General features: G+C 38.6%; 13 protein-coding genes. 6 read left to right on the top strand and 7 right to left on the bottom strand.

Annotated elements, in window-relative coordinates:
- The first annotated feature begins 3 nt into the window (after window positions 1–3).
- Genes RE431_RS08570 through RE431_RS08560 form a run of 3 tightly spaced genes read left to right on the top strand, consistent with a single transcriptional unit; the run spans window position 4 to window position 4,455 of the window.
- Window positions 4–1,824, top strand: coding sequence for a DUF885 domain-containing protein (locus RE431_RS08570; protein WP_309561569.1), 1,821 nt, complete (start codon window positions 4–6; stop codon window positions 1,822–1,824).
- A 6-nt stretch (window positions 1,825–1,830) separates the two neighbouring features.
- Window positions 1,831–2,829: an aldose epimerase family protein gene (locus RE431_RS08565; RefSeq protein WP_309561568.1), complete on the top strand. Its 999-nt coding sequence runs from the start codon at window positions 1,831–1,833 to the stop codon at window positions 2,827–2,829.
- Window positions 2,830–2,865: 36 nt separating this feature from the next.
- On the top strand, window positions 2,866–4,455 hold the full coding sequence (locus tag RE431_RS08560; RefSeq protein ID WP_309561567.1) for a solute:sodium symporter family transporter: 1,590 nt from the start codon (window positions 2,866–2,868) through the stop codon (window positions 4,453–4,455).
- A gap of 72 nt (window positions 4,456–4,527) precedes the next feature.
- Here RE431_RS08560 and RE431_RS08555 read toward each other — a convergent pair whose 3' ends face one another.
- Complete coding sequence (locus RE431_RS08555; RefSeq protein ID WP_309561566.1) at window positions 4,528–5,577, bottom strand: UDP-glucose--hexose-1-phosphate uridylyltransferase; 1,050 nt, start codon at window positions 5,575–5,577, stop codon at window positions 4,528–4,530.
- Between the two features lie 3 nt (window positions 5,578–5,580).
- Complete coding sequence (galK, locus tag RE431_RS08550) at window positions 5,581–6,744, bottom strand: galactokinase (protein ID WP_309561565.1); 1,164 nt, start codon at window positions 6,742–6,744, stop codon at window positions 5,581–5,583.
- 110 nt (window positions 6,745–6,854) lie between these two features.
- Between galK and RE431_RS08545 the strand changes: the two genes are divergently transcribed.
- The 3 genes from RE431_RS08545 to RE431_RS08535 all read left to right on the top strand — a co-directional run bounded on the left by RE431_RS08545 (window position 6,855) and on the right by RE431_RS08535 (window position 11,131).
- Window positions 6,855–7,559 carry an NUDIX hydrolase gene (locus tag RE431_RS08545; protein WP_309561564.1) on the top strand — a complete coding sequence of 235 codons (705 nt, stop codon included), beginning with the start codon at window positions 6,855–6,857 and terminating at the stop codon, window positions 7,557–7,559.
- Window positions 7,560–7,636: 77 nt separating this feature from the next.
- Complete coding sequence (locus tag RE431_RS08540; RefSeq protein ID WP_309561563.1) at window positions 7,637–8,530, top strand: hydroxypyruvate isomerase family protein; 894 nt, start codon at window positions 7,637–7,639, stop codon at window positions 8,528–8,530.
- A 21-nt stretch (window positions 8,531–8,551) separates the two neighbouring features.
- Window positions 8,552–11,131 (top strand): cellulase family glycosylhydrolase, encoded by a 2,580-nt coding sequence (locus RE431_RS08535; protein ID WP_309561562.1) that lies wholly within the window; start codon window positions 8,552–8,554, stop codon window positions 11,129–11,131.
- A gap of 74 nt (window positions 11,132–11,205) precedes the next feature.
- Here the strand turns inward: RE431_RS08535 and RE431_RS08530 are convergent, their stop codons facing one another.
- From RE431_RS08530 to RE431_RS08510, 5 genes are all read right to left on the bottom strand, one after another.
- Window positions 11,206–13,761 carry an adenosylcobalamin-dependent ribonucleoside-diphosphate reductase gene (locus tag RE431_RS08530; RefSeq protein WP_309561561.1) on the bottom strand — a complete coding sequence of 852 codons (2,556 nt, stop codon included), beginning with the start codon at window positions 13,759–13,761 and terminating at the stop codon, window positions 11,206–11,208.
- A gap of 370 nt (window positions 13,762–14,131) precedes the next feature.
- Complete coding sequence (locus RE431_RS08525; protein ID WP_309561560.1) at window positions 14,132–15,589, bottom strand: alpha-amylase; 1,458 nt, start codon at window positions 15,587–15,589, stop codon at window positions 14,132–14,134.
- Between the two features lie 65 nt (window positions 15,590–15,654).
- A complete protein-coding gene (locus RE431_RS08520) occupies window positions 15,655–16,800 on the bottom strand; it encodes a SusE domain-containing protein (protein WP_309561559.1) in 1,146 nt (381 codons plus the stop codon).
- Between the two features lie 18 nt (window positions 16,801–16,818).
- Window positions 16,819–18,429, bottom strand: coding sequence for a RagB/SusD family nutrient uptake outer membrane protein (locus RE431_RS08515; RefSeq protein ID WP_309561558.1), 1,611 nt, complete (start codon window positions 18,427–18,429; stop codon window positions 16,819–16,821).
- A gap of 26 nt (window positions 18,430–18,455) precedes the next feature.
- On the bottom strand, window positions 18,456–21,386 hold the full coding sequence (locus RE431_RS08510; protein ID WP_309561557.1) for a SusC/RagA family TonB-linked outer membrane protein: 2,931 nt from the start codon (window positions 21,384–21,386) through the stop codon (window positions 18,456–18,458).
- Between the last annotated feature and the right edge of the window lie 60 nt (window positions 21,387–21,446).

The following is a 21,446-nucleotide window of genomic DNA, read 5'->3' as shown; positions in this document are numbered from 1 at the left end:
TTTATGAGCATTAGAAATAATATTTTATTGATCCTATTTGGAGCTGCGATCATTTCTTGTGGTGATGAAAAAAAGGATGGGAGTTATACTTCCGCAGATATGGAAAACGCGTCTGAAGAATTAAACCAGTATTTCGATAAGGAATTTCAGAAAGAAATTGAAGAATCACCCATGTTGCAAACTCAAATGGGAATGAAGTCTGACTATGGAAAATGGGACGATTTTTCTAACCTGAAATATGCCGAAGATCTTGAACAGGCTAGAACAAGACTGGATTATCTTGACAAAATTGATAAAGAATCACTGGACGATAAAACCAGATTGAGCTATGATCTGTTCAAAAGACAGGTAGAAAATGAGATTGCCGATTACGATTATCGATTTTATGATTACCCGATTGAGCAAATGCATGGCTTACATGCAGAATTACCTGCATTTTTGATCAATATGCATAGGGTTGATTCCATTTCAGATGCCAAGGCATATATTTCCAGGCTTGTAGGTTTGGAAAAGGTGATGAATGATATTATTGAGCAATTAAAATTAAGAGAGCAGAATGGAGTGATTCCTCCAAAATTTGTTTTTGACAGGACTCTAGATGCATCCAGAAATATCATAAAAGGAAAGCCATTTACCAATTCTGCTGAAGCCAGTACGCTAATGGCAGATTTCAGTTCTAAAATTGATAAGCTTGAGATCTCTGAGGAAGAGAAAACTGGATTGATAAATGAAGCGGAAACTGCACTGGTAGATCATGTTCAGCCAGCCTATAAAAGCCTGGTAGATTTTCTCGAAAATCAGCAATTACGAGCTACTGAAGAAGCCGGTGTATGGAAATTCCCGAAAGGTGGAGAGTTTTATAACAATGCGCTGAAAAGAGTTACAACTACAGATTTAACAGCCGAAGAGATTCATGAGATCGGGCTGAACGAAGTAGCTAGAATTCATGGTGAAATGGAGAAGATCATGGAAGAAGTTGAGTTTGAAGGTACATTGGACGATTTCTTCGAATTCATGAAAACCGATGAGCAATTCTATTACGCGAATACAGAAGAAGGAAAAGCTACCTACCTGAAGGAAGCAAAAGGGATTATCAATTCCATGAAGGAAAAACTTCCGGAGTTGTTCAATACGATGCCAGAAGCAGATATCGTGGTGAAGGCGGTTGAACCTTTCCGTGAGAAAAGTGCGGGAAAAGCATTTTATCAGCAGCCAGCTATTGACGGTTCCAGACCTGGAACTTACTACGCAAATCTTTATGACATGGAAGCGATGCCGAAATATGAAATGGAAGCATTAGCCTATCATGAAGGAATTCCAGGACATCATATGCAAATAGCGATCGCACAGGAATTAGACAGTATTCCGGAATTCAGAAAGTTCAGCTTCTTTACTGCCTATGTGGAAGGTTGGGGACTATACAGTGAGTATATTCCAAAAGAGATCGGTTTTTATGAGGATCCGTATTCAGATTTTGGAAGACTTGCCATGGAACTTTGGAGATCATGCAGACTTGTAGTAGATACTGGTATTCATGCTAAAAAATGGACCAGGCAGGAAGGTATAGATTATTACAAAGAAAATACTCCGGCAGCCGAAAGTGCCTGCGTGAAAATGGTAGAAAGACATATTGTAATGCCAGGGCAGGCAACCGCTTACAAGATAGGGATGAACAAGATCCTTGATTTAAGGGAGAATGCGAAAAAGGAGTTGGGTGAAGATTTCGACATCAGGGAATTCCATGATGTGGTGCTTACAGATGGAGCCTTGCCACTTACAGTTCTTGAGTCTAAGGTAGACTCATGGGTAAAATCAAAAAAATAATTAAGCTTGAGCGAGATCCAAAAATCAGATCTGAAGGTTATAGACCTTGTTAATTCGAATAAAAGTAGATTACAGATCCTGAACTATGGCGCGGCTATTTTCAGTTTCAAATTAAAAAATAAAAATGATGATCTTATAGATCTGGTAGTGGGACCTCGTGAACCGGAAGAATATCTTAGTCAGGAATATCGTGATGAAAACAAGTGTTTTGGGGCTACCATTGGCAGGTTTGCCGGACGTATTGCTGATGGAAAATTTGAAATTGATGAAGAGGAATATGAACTAAACGAACAAGAAGAGCGCGTTCATTTGCATGGTGGAAAATATGGGTTTCAATATAAGCTTTGGGAAATAGATAAGGTGAACGAAGGCGAGAACCCTTCGGTAACACTGTCTTATATAAGTGAGCATCTGGAAGAAGGTTACCCGGGAAGACTTCAGGTAACTGCGAAATATACACTTACAGAAGAAGATGAAATAAAGATTTCCTATACAGCCAAAACAGATAAAGCAACGATTGTAAATCTTACCAATCATTCTTATTTCAATCTTAATGGTGGCGGAAGTGTGAGCGATCATTTTATGAGAGTGAATGCTTCAAAGATTCTTGAGCTTGATGATAAAAATCTACCGACAGGAAATCTTACCAAGTTGAAGAATAACCCAAAAGATTACCGGGAAAATAAATTACTTGGAAACCGGGAACTGGATGATGTTTATGTTCTTGATGTAATGGAGAATGAGGTGCAGGCGCAACTTTTCTCTTCTCTAAGTGGTATAAAAATGAAACTGAGCAGTGATCAACCAGTCGTGGTAGTATATTCACCTGAGACTTTACCAGACACCTGGACCTATTTAAGTGAAATAGACAGAAAGTTTCCGGCCGTAGCTCTGGAAGCTCAGAATTATCCTGATGCACCAAACTTCAGAAACTTTCCTTCGAGTTTGCTAAAGCCCGGTGAATTGTACGAAAACAACATCACATTTGCTTTTTCTGTAAAATAATAATTCTATATTTAACCGAAAATTTAAGAAAACGTTATGATTGGAATTCTATCCTTTGTGGGATTTACTGCCCTGGTAGCCATAATTGCCTATTTTGCAACGAGATCTACAGATGAAACCACCAGTGATGGTTATTTTCTTGGTGGTAGAAGTTTGACTGCCGGAGTGATCGCAGGATCGGTTTTATTGACCAACCTTTCTACAGAACAGATCGTAGGATTGAACGGTTCGGCTTATACAGAGGGAATTCTGGTAATGGCCTGGGAAACACTGGCGGCACTTGCAATTGTAGTTACCGCTTTGTTTTTGCTTCCGCGTTACCTAAAAGGTGGTTTAACCACAGTTCCACAATTCCTGGAGAAACGTTTTGACAGGACTACAAAATCTATCGTTTCCGGACTTTTCCTTTCCGGTTATATGATCATTTTCCTTCCTATTGTATTGTATTCAGGAAGTTTAGCGATTAGTACGATGTTCGATGTTCCGGAGATGCTTGGTGTTAGTGAAACTACTTCATTATGGATCTGCGTTTGGGGAATCGGTATTATCGGATCCATTTATGCGATCTTCGGAGGTTTAAAGGCTGTTGCGGTTTCAGATACCATTAACGCTATCGGGTTATTGATTGGGGGTCTTATGATCCCTGTATTCGGACTTATGGCGATTGGAGACGGAGATATGCTAACCGGTCTTACGACACTTGTTGATTCCAATCCTGAAAAATTTGATTCTATTGGAGGTCCAGATGCGTCAGTACCTTTTTCAACAATATTTACTGGAATGATGCTGGTACAATTGTTCTATTGGGGAACTAACCAGGCTATTATTCAAAGAGCACTTGCAGCCAAGAACCTTAAAGAAGGTCAGAAGGGATTAATGCTTGCGGCTTTCATTAAGATATTAGGACCAATCATCGTAGTGCTTCCAGGTATCATTGCCTGGCATATGTTCCAGGGAGATCTTGATAATGCAGACCAGGCTTATCCTGCGTTGGTAAATGAAGTCCTTCCGCCGGTACTTGTCGGGTTCTTTGCCGCGGTACTTTTCGGAGCGATCTTAAGCTCATTCAACTCAGCCTTGAACTCTTCAGTTACTCTTTTCGGAATCGATATTTATAAGCATCATTTTAACCCAGAGGCATCAGAAAGAGAAGTTGTAAAGAAAGGGAAGACCTTTGGTATTTTTATCGCGATCGCATCAATGTTTATCGCACCGCTTATAGCTAATGCTCCGCAAGGACTATTCGGATATCTTCAGGAAGTTAACGGGTGTTATAGTATTCCAATTCTAACAATTGTAGTAGTAGGATATCTTTCTAAAAAGATCCCGGCTATTGCGGCGAAAGTTGCACTATTTAGTGGTGTAGGGTTATACCTGGTATATCTTGGTTTAAAATATTTCATCGTAGGCGAAGACGCTTTACCACATTACCTTCATGTAATGGCTATTCTGTTTGTAATGAATATCGCTATCATGTGGATCATTGGAAGAGTGAAGCCAAGATCTACCGATTTTGTACTTGAACATACTAAGCAGGTAGATATCAAACCGTGGAAGTTTGTACTTCCGGTTGGATTGGTAATCTGCGCTCTGGTGATCTTTGTGTACGTATATTTTGCACAATAATTATCAATCTTTATATCATAAAAAATCCGCTCCAAAAAGGGCGGATTTTTTATTTAATCTCATCTGGAAATTTTAATCTGAAGAAGCTTCGGAATAATGTGTTTCAGACAATTCATTAAGTCTTTTTGCTGCTTGTTCTGCGGTGATGTCGCGTTGAGGTCCGGCAAACATTTCGTAACCTACCATGAATTTCTTTACCGTTGCTGAACGCAATAGTGGCGGATAAAAACTCATATGAAAATGCCATTCGGGATACTCCTCACCATCTGTCGGAATTTGATGAATTCCTGAAGAGTAAGGGAAGGAGGTTTCAAAAAGATTGTCATATTTAATGGTAAGTTTTTTCAATATTTCAGCATAAGCTTTTTCCTCAGATTCTGAAAGCTGACCAATATGTTGAATATGTCTTTTAGGAATGATCATAGCCTCAAATGGCCAGACCGCCCAGTATGGAATTAATGCTACAAAATGATCATTTTCTTCCAGGATTCGCTCTCCAGCTTCCAATTCCTGTTCTAAGTAATCTGAAAGAATACTTCTTTTGTGCTGTTCCCAGTAATCCTTAAATCTTGTAGATTTTTTCAGGATCTCGGTTGGAATAGAAGACTGAGACCAGATCTGTCCGTGAGGATGCGGATTGCTACAGCCCATAATGGCTCCCTTATTTTCAAATATCTGCACGTAATTAATACCTTCGGTAGATCCCAATTCTTGATATTCCTTTTTCCACATTTTAATCACTTTCGTGATATCTTCAACTTTCATTAGCGGAAGGGTAAGGGAGTGATCTGGAGAAAAGCATACAACCTTACAAATGCCTTTTTCGCTTTCAGCTTTAAGTAACCCATCCTGGAAATCAATTTTAGGAGCATCTGGCAATAAAGATGAAAAGTCGTTTACAAATGAATATGGTTCCTTGTAATCTGGATTTTTCTCGCCACTGGTGCGTTCATTTCCGGGGCATAGGTAACAGGAAGGATCATACTTCTCAGTTTTCAGAGTTTTGCTCTCTTCAGTTTTACCCTGCCATGGCCTTTTGGTTCTGTGGGGAGAGACCAGGATCCATTCTCCGGTTAGAATATTATATCTTCTGTGTGGCGTATTATTCAGTTGGGTATTCATCAACTATTCTTTAAAAATTTTGGTTCCTTCATCTGGCTGAACAATTATCGCATCAAGCTTTATATTGAACTTTGCGAAATATGCAGCGGAAACTTCGTCTATGTACTCATCGATCTTATCTTCTTCAATAAGATTAATGGTGCAGCCACCAAAGCCGCCGCCCATCATTCTGGAACCGTATATAAAATCTTTATCCCTGGAATAATCAACCAGGAAGTCAAGTTCCTTACAACTCACTTCGTAGTTATGTTGTAAACCTTCATGAGAACCATACATTAGCTCTCCAAATTCTTTCAGGCTACCAGATTTCAAAGTTTCAGCTGCCTTAAGAACGCGCTCATTCTCTTTTAGAACATAAAGACATCTTTCGTACATTTTCGCCTTTAGCTTGTCTTTAAATTGGTCTAATATTTCGAAATTTAGATCTCTGACCGATCTAATTTCTGGTAATTCTTTTTGAATGATCTCAACGGCTGCTTCGCATTCTGCTCGCCTGGAATTATAATCGCTATCGGCGATACTATGAGAGACATTTGTATTCAAAAGCAATAGCTTGCAATTTCTGAAATCTGCAGGAATGAATTCCGCTTTCAGATCTCTGCAATCCAGAAGTATGATATGATCTGGCTTGCTCATAACAGAAGAATATTGATCCATGATCCCACAATTGGAACCTACAAAGTCATTTTCAGCTTTTTGAGATAATTTTACTATTTCCAGATCTTCCAGACCAAGGTCGAATAAGGCATTAAGTCCGCTAGCCAATCCACATTCTAGAGCAGCAGAAGAACTTATGCCGGCACCAAGTGGAAGCTTACTTTCAATAATACAGTCAAAACCTTCTAATTTCGCGCCATTATCCTGTAGCTCTTTTACAACTCCCAGAATGTAGTTTTCCCAACCTTCAGCTTTGGTAAACGCTTTATCCAGGTGAAACTCGAATCCTTTACCAAAAGTTTCGCTATATACCCGACAGTAATTATCTGTTTCATTCTTCTGAAACCTAAGAATGATCCTTTTATCTATGGCTGTGGGCATTACAAAACCTTCGTTATAATCTGTATGCTCACCTATCAGGTTAATTCGGCCAGGAGATTCTACTCTAACAGCATAACCGGTATCTTTAAAGACCGAAGGTTTAGTTGAAATAGCTCTGATATTCGTCAAGACTTAGTATTTTTATAATGTAATTCAAATATAATAAATGTAAAAAATACATTCATTATTTATTGAATAAATTTTTAGAATATATATCTTTATAAAAACCAGTACTGAGGATGACTCAAATTACCAATGATCTTTACCAGGTAAAAGAAAAAATGTATGTCGCAACCGATTGTATTATTTTCGGTTTCCATCAGGGCAAATTAAAACTTCTGGTTTTTAAAAGAAAATTGGAACCTTTACAGGGAGAATGGTCTTTAATTGGCAGTTTTGTTCAGCTGGATGAAGATCTTGAAGTTGCGGGACAAAGAGTCTTAAAGGAAACTACCGGGTTGGAGGATGTCTTCATGCAACAGCTTAAAACCTATGGAAGAAAAGATCGTGATCCCGGTTATCGCTGTATTTCCATTGCTCAATACGCCTTAATTAGGATTGATGAGTACGATGAAAAATTAGTGGAAGAACATGGAGCCAGATGGTATGAAATTGATGATCTGCCGGTTCTCATTCTGGATCACAACGAAATGGTTCAGGATGCCTTACTTCAATTAAAACATAATGCCAGGTATAAGCCAATAGGCTTTGAACTATTACCTGAGAAATTTACGATACCGCAATTACAGAGTCTTTACGAAGCGATTTACCAGCGAGAACTTGATGCACGTAATTTCAGAAAGAAAGTATTGTCTCTAAATGTCATCGAGAAACTTGATGAGAAAGATAAAACAACCAGTAAAAGGGGAGCCTTTCTTTATAAATTCAATTATGATAATTATCAGAAACTTTTAAAATCGGGTTATAACTTCGAGATAGCCTGAATTTATTAGCCAAAAGTTTTTCTGTTTATTAATTGTAATATTTACGTTTATTATTATTTTTAGAAAAATATTCAATCATGTCTGATAAGATCAATAGAAGGAAATTGCTTAAAAATCTGGGACTTGGTGCTGGAATTGTTAGCCTTGGTGGAGTAGGAGATATCGTAGCTGGAAATGGCAAATTCGAAATTCTTAAGGCAAATTCTTTTTCGGGTAAAATCAATCATTCCGTTTGTAGATGGTGTTACCAGGACATTCCACTTCAGGATTTCGCTAAAGCCTGTGCTGAAATGGGAATCAAAGGTATTGATCTTTTAAAACCTTCAGAATGGGAAACTGTTGAAAAGGAAGGACTTGTTTGTTCTATGGCAACAGATGATTTTGCAAGTATAACAGATGGTTTTAACGATCCTGCAAATCATGCTTCACTTCAGGAGAAATATAAAGGTCTTATTAAGAAGGCTTCAGAACATAATATAAAAAATGTGATCTGTTTTTCAGGTAATAGAAACGGGATGGATGAAGAAATGGGTATTAAAAATTGTGTTACCGGGTTAACGCCGTTACTTGAATATGCTGAAGAACTCGATGTGAACCTGGTAATGGAATTGCTTAATAGCAAGGTAGATCATGCAGATTATATGTGTGATCATACCGAATGGGGAGTAAAACTTGCCAAAGCCTTAGGTAAACCAAATTTTAAACTGCTTTATGATATCTATCATATGCAGATCATGGAGGGGGATGTGATCAGGACGATTCGGGAAAATCACGAATATATAAATCATTATCACACTGGGGGAAATCCGGGTAGAAATGAGATCAATGATTCACAGGAGCTTAATTATCCTGCGATTATAGAAGCGATATATGACACTGGATTTGACGGATTCGTGGCTCAGGAATTTATTCCGACTTATGACGACAAGCTTTCTGCACTTCAGGAAGGTATCAACATCTGCGATATTTAATTAAAACTTATTCAAAAACTTATGAAACTGAAATTGAATTTTAGTCAGATTCTCATTGCATTTTTTTTAATCTCTGGCTTTTCAAATGCGCAGTCTACCTCGAAAAATGATGTTTATGTGGATGATGAAGGAATTATGCGCTGGAGTGGAAATGATGAAGAGGTACATGGATTTGGCGTGAATTATTCAGCTCCCTTTGCACACGCCTATAGATCTGCTCAAAAAAAAGATCTTGATATTAAAGCTGAAATTGATAAAGACATTTACCATTTTACGAGATTGGGTTTTGACTTATATCGCCTGCATGTCTGGGATACCGAAATAAGCGATGAGAAAGGAAATTTACTGGAGAATGAAAATCTTGAAACTTTTGATTATTTACTTAGTGAACTAAAAAAGCAAGATATCAATTTCGTGATCACACCCATCGCCTATTGGGGAAACGGCTGGCCAGAGCCTGATGAAGACACCCCGGGATTTTCAAATAAATATGGAAAGGAGAAAAGCCTTACCAATCCTGAGGCGATTAAGGCACAGCAGAATTATCTCGAACAGTTCTTGAATCACGTGAATCCGTATACCGGTATTGCTTACAAGGACGAACCTAATTTGATCGCTTTTGAAGTAAGCAATGAACCGCATCACCGGGGCAAACCAAACGAAGTCAAGGATTTTATCAATAAGATGGTGGCTGCAATGAGAAAAACAGGCACTGAGAAGCCTATCTTCTATAATGTGAGTCATAGCGTTCAGCTGGCAGAGACCTATTTCACTTCAAACATCCAGGGTGGAACATTTCAGTGGTATCCAACAGGACTCGGGTTTCAAAAGGAACTGGAGGGAAATCTTCTACCAAATGTGAATGATTATAATATTCCATTTAATGATGTGATCGAAAGGAATAAAAAAGCGAAACTGGTTTATGAGTTCGATGCTGCCGATGTGAATAAATCTTATATGTATCCTGCGATGGCGAGAAGTTTTAGAGAAGCCGGAATTCAGATCGCCACACATTTCGCTTATGATCCAACTTTTCTGGCCTATGCTAATACCGAGTATAACACGCATTACATGAATTTGAATTATACTCCGCATAAAGCTTTGGCATTAATGATTGTCTCCAGGATTTTTCATGAGGTCCCTATGAGAGAAGATCTGGGAACTTATCCTGAAAACCTGGAATTTGACAATTTTAAGATCAGCTATGAAGGCGATGTGGCTACTTATAACTCTGAAAACAGTTTTATTTATACGAATTCAAATAACATCAGTCCAAAATCTAAATCAAAACTGGAAAAGATCGCTGGTCATGGAAATTCTGAATTGGTAAAATATGACGGGAAAGGAGCCTATTTTCTGGATAAGCTTGAAGAGGGAATCTGGAGACTTGAGGTAATGCCAGATCCAATTCTGATTCAAAATCCTTTTGGAAGCAATAGCCTTGATAAAACGGTTTCTATCATTAGCTGGAAAGAAAATAAAATGGAGCTGAATTTGACTAATCTTCCTGAAAATTTTCAAATTACCGGGTTAAATGATGGGAATGCTACAGAATTAAATGCTAATAAAAAAAGCTTTAAGATCGCCCCCGGAACTTATTTGCTAAAATCCCCAGTAAAAGATTTCGATGTTGATTCTTATAATAACGATTGGAACTTCAAGATCAGGGATTTTGAAGCTAAAGAAAGCACGGTTGATAAAACATATATGATCCACGAGTCTGCAAAGAGTATTTCTGAAGATTCTAAATTGAATATTAAGGCGACGATAGTTTCGAATGAGAATATTGAAAAAGTGCAAGCCTGGTTCCAGAATGGTAATATCTATGAGTCAGTTGAATTAAAAGCCGACAATAATTATGATTATAATGCCGAAGTTCCTGAAAATCTCATCAAAAACGGGTTTCTCAATTATAGAATCATTGTTTCTACTGGAGAAAATGAGTTCACATTTCCTGGTGGAGTAGAGGGAAGCCCATCTGACTGGGATTATCATTCAGGTGATCAATATGAAGTTAGAGTTTTGAAAAAGAACACTCCGGTTTCTATATTTAATCCTGCGACAGATTCTGATAACATGGTGATTGGTTGGTCGCCAAAGAATAATCTTATTCCGCTAAATGAAAATGAGGCTGAATTCCAGGTTAAAATAGATAGCATTTTCAAAGAAGATGCAGAAAATACTAATGCAGAGCCCATCTATGATTACTCTTTCAGATATAATTTTCAGAAGAAGATCGCTAACAGAGATTTGAATGGAAGAGAAAAACTTGTTATACATGCCAGAGCTCTCGGTGATACTTCAGAAAAGCTGCAGGTAGCTCTGGTGATGAATAATGGTGTGTCATTCGGGAAAACGATAGATCTAACGACGGATGTGCGGGAGATCGAAATTGATCTTTCAGAATTAAAACCGGTTAAAACGGTAACATTACCGAGACCTTATCCTGGCTTCCTGCCTTATTATTTTGATCATTCTTTTTCAGGAGAATTACAATTGGAAAATATGGAAAGTATTCAGTTTTCAATAGGGCCTGGTTTGAAAGAAGAAAACTATCAAAAGCCTCATTCCATAGGCATCAGGCAAGTCACAATAGAATAGATGATTTTAATAATAATTGTAACCAAAAAAGGCCTTCGAAATTTGAAGGCCTTTTTTGCAGTTATAACAGAAAATTAACCACATTTCGAAGAACCGCAGTCCTTACAGGTCAAGCATCCTTCCTGGTATATCAGATTTGAGGAGTTACAATTGGTACATTTTTCCTTTTTAGCCACCGTTCCATCGGCGATGTAACGCTTAAGTGCTCTAACCACACCATTCTTCCAAGTGTTGATTGACTCACTATCTAACTGTAAGCTGTTAATCAGGTCAACTACATTATCTATAGACATTCCGTGACGTAGCGTACTTGAAATAAGTTTTGCATAGTTCCAGAATTCTGGGTTGAATTTGTGAGACAGTCCTTCAATAGTTGTTTTGTATCCACGCTTATTCTCATACTGGAAATCATATCGAGAAGTTCCATCTTCATTTCTGGCTTTGATAATATAACCTTCGCTTACCCATCTTGGGATCAGGATACCTTCTTCATCGTCAGCAAAACCGGTGAAGATCTCGTAAGGACGTCCATCCACAAGTCCGATGAAAGCGATCCATTTATCTTTATTATTCTGGAAACGAACTACATCAGCAGTGAGAACATCAGGTCTTTTCAGTGGGAAAGTTCCCGGAGTTTCTTCAGCTTCTTCCTCTTTCTTCTCATCATTAGAAATAAGAACTCCTGAACGTGAACCGTCGCGATAAACCGTCACACCTTTACAGCCGGCTTCCCATGCCTCCAGGTATAGTTTACCAACTAATTCTTCATCGACATCGTTAGGAAGGTTAATAGTAACACTAATGGAGTGATCTATCCACTTTTGAACAGCTCCCTGCATTTTCACTTTGCTTAACCAGTCCACATCATTAGAAGTAGCCTGAAAATATGGAGACAATTTCACAAGTTTGTCAAGTTCTTCCTGAGAGTAATTCCTATCGGTATCATGACCGTTGGCTCTCATCCATTCTTTGAAGCGGTGGTGGAATACCACATATTCTTCCCAAGAATCTCCAACTTCGTCCACGAAATCTACTCTCGCATCCTTGTCGTTTGGATTCACTTTTCTTCTACGTTTATAAACAGGAAGGAAAACTGGCTCGATACCAGAAGTAGTTTGAGTCATTAAACTCGTAGTTCCGGTTGGAGCGATGGTAAGAAGTGCAATATTTCTTCTACCATATTCCAGCATGTCATAATAAAGTTTTTCATCAGCCTCTTTAAGTCGAAGGATGAAAGGATTGTTTTTCTCTCTTTCAGATTCGAAGATTGAAAATGCACCTCTTTCTTTCGCGGTATCTACAGAAGCTCTGTAAGCGGCAAGAGCAATATTTTTGTGGATGTCCACAGAAAAATCAATTCCTTCCTTGCTGCCGTATCTTATTCCAAGTCCGGCAAGCATGTCACCTTCCGCAGTGATACCAATTCCGGTTCTTCTTCCTTCGTATGCTTTTTTACGGATATTCAACCAAAGGTTTTTCTCTACAGCTTTGATCTCTTCGTTTTCAGGATCTGCATCGATCTTGGCAAGAATATTATCGATCTTTTCAAGTTCAAGGTCAATGATATCATCCATAATTCTTTGAGCGGCACCAATATGTTTTTTGAAAAGCTCATAGTTGAAATGTGCCTTATCTGTAAATGGCTCTTCTACATAAGAGAAAAGATTGATCGCTAATAAACGACAAGAATCATACGGGCATAAAGGAATTTCACCACAAGGGTTTGTTGAAACCGTTTTATAACCAAGATCTGCGTAACAATCTGGAACCGACTCATTGATCACGGTATCCCAGAAAAGGATTCCCGGCTCGGCAGATTTCCAAGCGTTGTGAACGATCTTTTTCCAAAGCTTTTCAGCCTCTACATCTTTAGAAAATTTCGGCTCTTTGCTGAAGATCGGGTATTTTTGAGTATAACTCCCGCTGTTTTTAACAGCTTTCATAAACTCGTCATCGATCCTAACGGAAACGTTGGCGCCTGTAACCTTGCCTTGTTCCATTTTAGCATCGATAAAATCTTCTGCATCCGGGTGGTTGATAGAAACCGAAAGCATTAATGCACCACGACGGCCGTCCTGCGCAACTTCTCTTGTTGAATTTGAATAACGCTCCATAAAAGGAACCACTCCGGTAGAAGTTAGGGCAGAATTTTTTACTGCCGATCCTTTTGGACGTATGTGTGAAAGATCATGACCTACACCACCACGGCGTTTCATCAACTGCACCTGTTCCTGGTCTATTTTCATGATCCCTCCATAAGAATCTGAAACACCATCGTTTCCAATTACGAAACAGTTAGAAAGAGAACCAACCTGGTACGGATTTCCAATTCCAGCCATTGGACTTCCCTGAGGTACTATATATTTAAAGTTCTTAATAAGGTCGAAAACTTCATCCTCACTCATAGGATTAGGATATTTCTTTTCAACTCTTGCAATTTCTTTTGAGATACGCCTGTGCATATCGTCCGGAGTAAGTTCGTAGATATTTCCTTCGGAATCTTTAAGGGCATATTTGTTTACCCAAACTCTTGCGGCCAGATCATCTCCTTTAAAATATTTTAGAGATGCTTCATAAGCCTGTTCCTGAGTATAAGTTTGTGGAACGACTGGTTTTTCTTGTACAGGCATATAAATGAGATTTTTAGGTTAGAATTTCGTTATTCAAGCGGTATAAAACTAAACAAAGAAATGAGACAATTAACAATTTCTTTAGAAAAAGTTATCAAGAAAAAACTGTTAATATATTGATATTCAAATAATTAAAAATTTACTAACAATAAAAAGTTGACAAATAATGAAAATTAAAATTTCTTTACTTGAAATATTGTGTTTAAACTTTAGTGCTGTAATAAGTATAGAAAAGCAAACGAAAACTTCGAAAATTCTAAAGCTTTTGGTTTATAAACTGGGAGAGTAGGACATGCAGAAAAAAAAGAGGCTCCGCATTTGCGGAGCCTTCTTTGAATTAACACCTATGAAAATTCAAAATTAAAAAGGTTTATTCTGTAATCGAGTAAATAGCATATCCATTTGCTGGAGCTTCGATCTGAACCATTCCGCTTTCATCGGAGGTAGGGTTATATGTTGTGTTACCACTATAATCCATCAGGGTAACATTATTCCAATTTGAACTTACAGTCCTTCTTTTAGTACTGTTATTAATGCTAATATACAGAATTAATCCAGGATTCGTACCTGTTCCGCTTCTTTTCATAACATACTCATCTTCATCTACGTAAAGCACTTCTGTGTCACCAACAGCCAGGCTGTTATGAATAGAGATAAGAGTTTTTAGCTCTTCCTGGAAACTTTCATTCTCATAATCTGAGTAGAAAATTGTAGGGTATCCTGGATGCGTTAGGATGAATGAGTAGGCTTTCATCTTATTGCTGCGCTTAATATAGTTATCTATGTTATCATCCTTTTCCGTATCATGATTTGCGGTAAAGGTCACTGCCTTTTCAGGATAAGTTTGCCATAGACCAGCATCGGTAAGATTGTTCAGGTCTTCGTATCTGTCCAATCCTTCTTCAAGGTTATAAAAGGTTGCGAAGTCAAAAGCTCCTGCGCCAGTTTCCTCTACATAATCTTCCAAAACTGAGGCACGACCATCCCAAAGTTCTACTACAGAGAATCCGCCAACTTCATCTAGCCATTCTTTTACCACCCATGGTTCAAAACCTAGAACATAGTCAAATCTCCAACCATCGAAGCCCATCACATTCTTATAATATTTTGCTACAGAATTGTCTTTCTTCCAAAGCCAGTCCTGAACTCTTTCTCTGTGATGATCAAGATTAGTTTCTGAATAGAATAAACTTCCCGGGTCATATTCACTTACACTGTTTGGATAAAAATCCTCATAAGTTCTATTGAACATTCCAGAAGCATTTCCATGGTCTTCGTCAAATAAGGTATAAGTATCGTAATCTCTATATGGATTATATTGTAATCCGCCACCAGAATTGTGGTTAATCACTATATCTGCAATTACCTCTACGTTATTATCATGAGCTGTAGATATTAAGTTTTCCAGTTCTGCTCTGGAACCAAATCTGGTTTCTAAAGTCCCATGCTGCGTATAATTTCCAAAGTCATAATAATCTGAGACATCATATCCCATTGAATAACCACCAGACTGACCTTTTGTTGCTACAGGTAACCATAACCTGTTAATACCAGCATCAGACCAATCAGCTACTTTAGAAGAAAGGTTGTCCCACCAGGCAAATCTTGGTTCTACATCCCAGTAAAAAGCCTGCATCATAACTCTGCTTCCATTATCGTAAGAAGAAAGGTTGATTGCTTGCGGCTCTGTTGGCTGAGGATTTGGTTGCGGAGTTTCTCCTACATCATCTGTTGGATCTACAGGATCTCCTGAATCATCTGTTGAACATGATCCCAATAGAAGGCTTATGCTCAAAAGAAGTAAAAATAAATAATTGTGTTTTTTCATAATTAAAGTTCAATTAAAGGATAAAAAAAGGGGCTAGTAATAGCCCCTTTAAAATGAACTAGAATTTAGTTCTTAGTTAATGTATATGTATACATTCTAGGATTACTTAAATCTAAAGTGATCGTATAGTTTCCAGATTCTGGAACTCCAATGTTCTCACCACCAAATTCCATAGTTCCATCTGCACCAGTATCTCCAAGGTTAAGATCCCAAGCATCGTTGGCTCTAAACTTGATACCGTTATCTGGAGCTTCTTGCGCGGTAAGGTCCAAAGTAATTGTCCAAATCATGTTTTCAGCATCGTAAGTCATATCAGAATCAGAATCCCATCCTGTTGGAGTAGCGTTACCAATAACACCCCAGTTAGTTTCAGTTAGAGAGTAAGTAAGATTCTCAGTATCAGCTTTTACAAGGAAGTATCCTCCTGTTCCATCAGGAGTACCAGCATTCACTTCTCCATCCTGAAGAAGTTCTTCTGTGTAATCTCCATTTTCAGCACCAGCATCACCGTAATCTCCATCCCATCCAGTATTCTGTGGAAGGAACTTGTATTCTGGGGCATCAACATTCATGTAAATGAATCCTTCGTAATCTGTTCTACCTTCAGCAGAAGCAGCCAATGGCACACCAGCTTCAGGACTCCAGTCTGCAGCGTATCCACTTGCAGCACCAAAGTTACCAGTTACATATATCTTCGGAAGTTCATCGGCACCACCTTCTTCAGCAGCTTCAGGTAGTACTACCGTTAAAGACATCACTTCGGAAGTAGCGTTCAAACCGTTACTTCCGTCAGTTCCTGCATAAGCACGAACTCTAAAGTAGATATCTCCAGTGTTTGGCATTTCAGTCTCCGGATCGTTATCCAGACCTGCTTCAGCTGCCAAAGACATTAATTGGCTAACAGTAACTCCTAAATTATTATCTCCTGTAGTTCCGATAACATCAAAACCAGAGAATGATGAATCTGATGAACCCTGTAATTCATAAGTTACAGTTGTAGGTGCATCAAAATCAACTTCATTCCATACAAAACGCTCTGCGATATTGTTTGAAGTTTGTGCAGTAAGTGTATAAGATTCTGCAGTTGCATTCGTGAACATGATTCCGTCTGAATCTGGTTGCGCAACGAATACTACGTCATCATCATGATCGCAGGAAGTGAATCCTACAAGTGCGATCATCGTTAATAAGAAAATTGAAAACTTTTTCATTTTGATTATAGTGTTTTATTAGTAACCTGGGTTTTGTGTTAAATTGGTGTTTACACCTAGATCTGAAGCCGGAATCGGGAAAAGATCTCTGAAAGCTTCAGTTGTAGTTCCTTGTGGAACCCCACCTTTAAATGGCCATACGCCACCGTCTGAGAATTGTCCGAAACGGATAAGGTCTGTTCTTCTGTGTGCTTCCCAATAAAGCTCTCTAGCTCTTTCGTTCAGAATGAAGTTTAGAGAAAGATCTGCAGTAGAAATGTTGTTATCAGCATTTCCAAAAGCACGTTCTCTTAATTCGTTAATGTAATCTACAGCATTTGCCTGGCTTCCACCAGCTCCTCTAACAACTGCTTCAGCATACATTAAGTAAGCATCAGCAAGACGGAACATTGGAAAATCTGTATCAGGAAAATCTCCAGTTGGATCTGATCCTGCATTTCCATTAACATCAACGTTCTTATATTTCGCCACAGCATAACCGTTGGTGAAATTAGAGATGTCATTGATTTCCTTAGACTGACCATCTGTATAGAACAATGCTCTCTGGTCTGCAACTTCTTCGATTGCATCATCTTCGCTATCAAGAAATTTGTTTACCAGGGCAGAAGTAGTTCTAAGTCCGGCCCATCCACCGTTGATTCCAAAGTTATCCGGATCCATAGATCCTCCAACAGCTGCGTGAATAATAAAGGTCATACCTCCATAAGCCTGAGTGTTGATCCCGTCAAATGTAATAGGGAAAATGATCTCATTCTGAGCTCCGTTGCTGTTATTATCTGCAAGGAAAAGTTTCTGATAATCATCTACAAGACTGTAATCTGCAGCGATTACTTTATTAGTATACGTAATTACATCTGCATATCTCGGAGTACCGGTATATTTTTCAGCATTCAGGTAAAGCTTAGATAGCAACATCCATAGAGCCCCCTGGTCTGCACGACCATATTCGTTTGCTCCAGCAGCTACCAACTCACTTTCGATAGCAAGTAATTCACCTTCGATATAGTTGAAAAGTTCCGCACTTGTGATCTGTTCTGGAAGGAATGCTCCAACCGGATCTTCTTCTGTTACAAATGGAGGGTTTCCATAAAGGTCTAGCGCATGCCAGTAACTTAAGGCTCTTAGGAATCTAGCCTCAGCTCTGTAAGTATCTATCTCAGCTCTAAGTCCGCTGTCAACTCCACGTCCGTCAAGAACAGAAGTTTCAGTTTGTCTTAAATACTCATTAGACTGAGCGATCTGGTACATGACTCTTGAATACATTGTTCTAATGAATTCATTTCCTGATGTCCAGTTCTGGTTATGAAGGTCTTTAATTGTACCATCATTCCACCCAATTACAGCCTCATCTGTAGTAAGCTCCTGTAATTTAAAGTATAATCTCATATACTGAGAGAAACCTTCATCTAAACCTGAAAGATCGGCATCACCTGCAGGTCCATCCTGTCCGCTTATTGCAAAACCTGCATAAAGCTTAGCAAGGAATTGTTTGTAAGCTGCCGGATCTTCAAATGCTGAAGCGGCAGTTTCCCTGTTGTCCTCGGGTACGAGGTCTAATTCGCTTTCGCATGACCATAAAACAGCCAATCCAAAGAGAACAAGGAAAGTTGATTTTATCTTATTAAACATAGTTCTAGTAATTTTTCTATTATTCATTAAAATGCAAAGTTCAGCCCAAGTACGAATCTTCTTGATCTAGGGTAGAAATTGTTGTCTATTCCACCAAATACTTCAGGATCTAATCCTTCGTAATCTGTGATCACAAGAACGTTGCTGGCAGTTAAAGAAGCTCTGAAGTCTACTTTTTCTCCAGGAATCGTATACCCAATGCTTATGTTATCAAGCTTTACGAAATCTGCAGCCTCAAGGTAATAATCTGAGAAAAACTGACTGTTTTCAAATCCTGTAGCCAAAACATTCGAATTGAAGTTTGAGTAGTAATCTGAAGGAGTGTTAGTTCCTGCTTCTACAAATCCGTTTGCAGATTGCGTGTTATTGTAAATATAATTTCCAAAACTTCCTCTAAATGTAAAGCTGAAGTCTAGATTCTTATAGTTCATCGTGTTTGTAAGACCCATATAATAGTCTGGAGTTGCTTTCTTGTATGGCTGCTTATCTGCTTCTGTGATCTGGTTATCACCGTTCACATCTACATAAGCACCTTCAATTGGCTGTCCCTGGTCATTATAAACCTGTCTGAAAACGAAGAAGGTTGTTGGATCATATCCTTCTTTCCAAAGTTGAATGTTGTTACCAACACCACCGCTAATTCCTCCCTGAGGAATAAAGAAGTTAGGATCGTCACCAAGAGTTAATTGAGTAATCTCAAGATCCTGGAATGAAATGTTGTAATCTAAGGTCCAGTTAAAATCTTCAGATCTTGCAAGGTCTCCGCTTAGTCCAACTTCAATACCTCTACTCACGGTAGTCCCTACGTTTGTAAGTAACTGGTCTGAAAGGTTAGCTCCAGCTGGAACCGGTACAGTTGCAATAAGGTCTTCAGTTTCTCTGTAATAAGCATCAACAGATCCGCTAAGTCTATTACTGAAGAATCCGAAGTCGATACCCGCGTTATAGTTGATTAAACTTTCCCACTTAAGGTCTTCGTCATACTCTTCTGGTCTTAAAGTAGGCACAAAAGTGTTGCCAAACTGGTATCTGGCACCTCCCTGACTAGGAGTATAAAGTCCAAGATAACCATAATTTCTTCCAATCTCGTAGTTACCAGTCTCTCCGTAACCACCTCTAAGCTTCAATTCAGAAACTATATTAGAGTTTTGAAGGAAGGCTTCATTATGAATTTTCCAACCTATAGAGGCAGCCGGGAAATAACCCCATCTGTTCTGTGGAGCAACTCTTGAAGAACCATCAGCTCTAATACTACCAGAGATTAAGTATTTGTCATTAATATCAAAACTTGCTCTTGCGAAGTAAGATTCTAATGAGTTACGGTTGATATCTACCGGGAAGTCAACTTCCTGATCCTGCTCAGTTCCATAAACATTAGAGAACGAGTAGAATTCTTGGTATGAATGTCCTGCAGTAAGATCAACTTCTGTAGTATTAAGGAAATTAACATCATTCTTATAGTTAAGATATGTATCTAACAGTAAGTTTCGGTTAATGTTCTCATAGTTGCTGAACTGGTTGATATTTGACGTATTTGAAGCTGCAATTAAAGGAAGGAATGTGCTCCCGTTAGCTTCAGCATAATCAAAACCGGCATTTACCACAGCTTTTAGTTCTGGTAACCAGTGCAATTTGTATTCAGCATTAAGGTTCGTGATAGACCTTCTTGTCTGGTTATTATCCTCATTAAGGTCTAAAAGCGCAACCGGGTTTCTTGTAGCAAGGTTTTGCTGAACGATATCTCCACCTGAATTTCTGTTAAATTCAAAATATCCTCCAAATGGAAGAGTGTCATCATAGATAGGTTGAGTTGGATCAAATGCAACAGCAGAACCAATAGCTCCCTGGTTTGCAAATTTGTTCTTGTCTAAACTGTTCTTAGAAGTTAATGTGAGTTTCAGTTTATTATCGAAAAGATCCTGGTTCAATGAAACATTGAATGCATTTCTTTCGTAATAATCTCCTGTAAGTACTCCTGTTTCAGCAGTCTGGTTAAAGTTCAATCTATAATAGAAATTTCCAATACCCTGAGTAGCTGTAAGGTTGTGAATAGCACCTACTGAAGTTTCATAAATCTGGTCTTGCCAGTCTGTATTTGCATTTCCTAATAAAGATGGGTCTGTTCCCGCAGTGCTATTAATAAGAGTTCTGAATTCTTCAGCATTTAACACGTCTACTTTATCTGTAATGTTACCTATAGAAGTTTTAAGATCATAAGTGAACTGGAAAGGAGTATTTTTTTTACCTTTTTTAGTGGTAATAAGGATAACCCCGTTAGATGCTCTAGAACCATAAATAGAAGTAGCAGCTGCATCTTTTAATACAGTGAAATCTTCGATCTCATTTGGGTTAATAGAGTTAAGGGCATTACGTGATCCTGCAACTCCTCTTTGATCTAATGGCACCCCGTCTACTACGATAAGCGGATCATTGGATGCCGAAAGAGATGAACCTCCACGAATACGAATAGTTCCTCCCTGTCCTGGAGCACCACCACCTGGAGTAACTTGTACACCGGCAGATTTACCCGCGATCAGTTGCTCTGGAGCAACTACAGCACCCTGGTTAAACTGGTCTGAAGAAATCTTTTCTACAGCCCCGGTGGCATCCTGCTCAGAGGTTGCACCATAACCGATCAATACTACTTCATCCAGAGAAGCAGAATCTTCATCTAACTGTAGATCTATTGTAGACTGACCACTATAAGAGATTTCCTGAGTTGCGAATCCTAAAAATGAAAAGGATAATATGTCGCCTTCAGAAACATTGTCAATGGAATAATTCCCATCAAAATCTGTTGTAGTACCGTTTGTGGTACCCTGAACAATTACGTTAACACCTGGAATCGGTAATCCTGTGGCGCTTTCGGTCACAGTACCGCTAACGGTGCTTTGGGCAAAAAAGCTCATTGGCAGCATAAACAGCAAAATCAATGTGCTTTTAAATAAAGTTCTCATAAATTTTCTATTGGTTTTTACTAAAAATTAACCTTATATTTTTACTTCCTGAGGTTAAAT

The organism is Christiangramia sediminicola (assembly GCF_031344135.1).
Lineage (GTDB): Bacteria > Bacteroidota > Bacteroidia > Flavobacteriales > Flavobacteriaceae > Christiangramia > Christiangramia sediminicola.
This window is presented reverse-complemented; position numbering and strand designations above follow the sequence as displayed.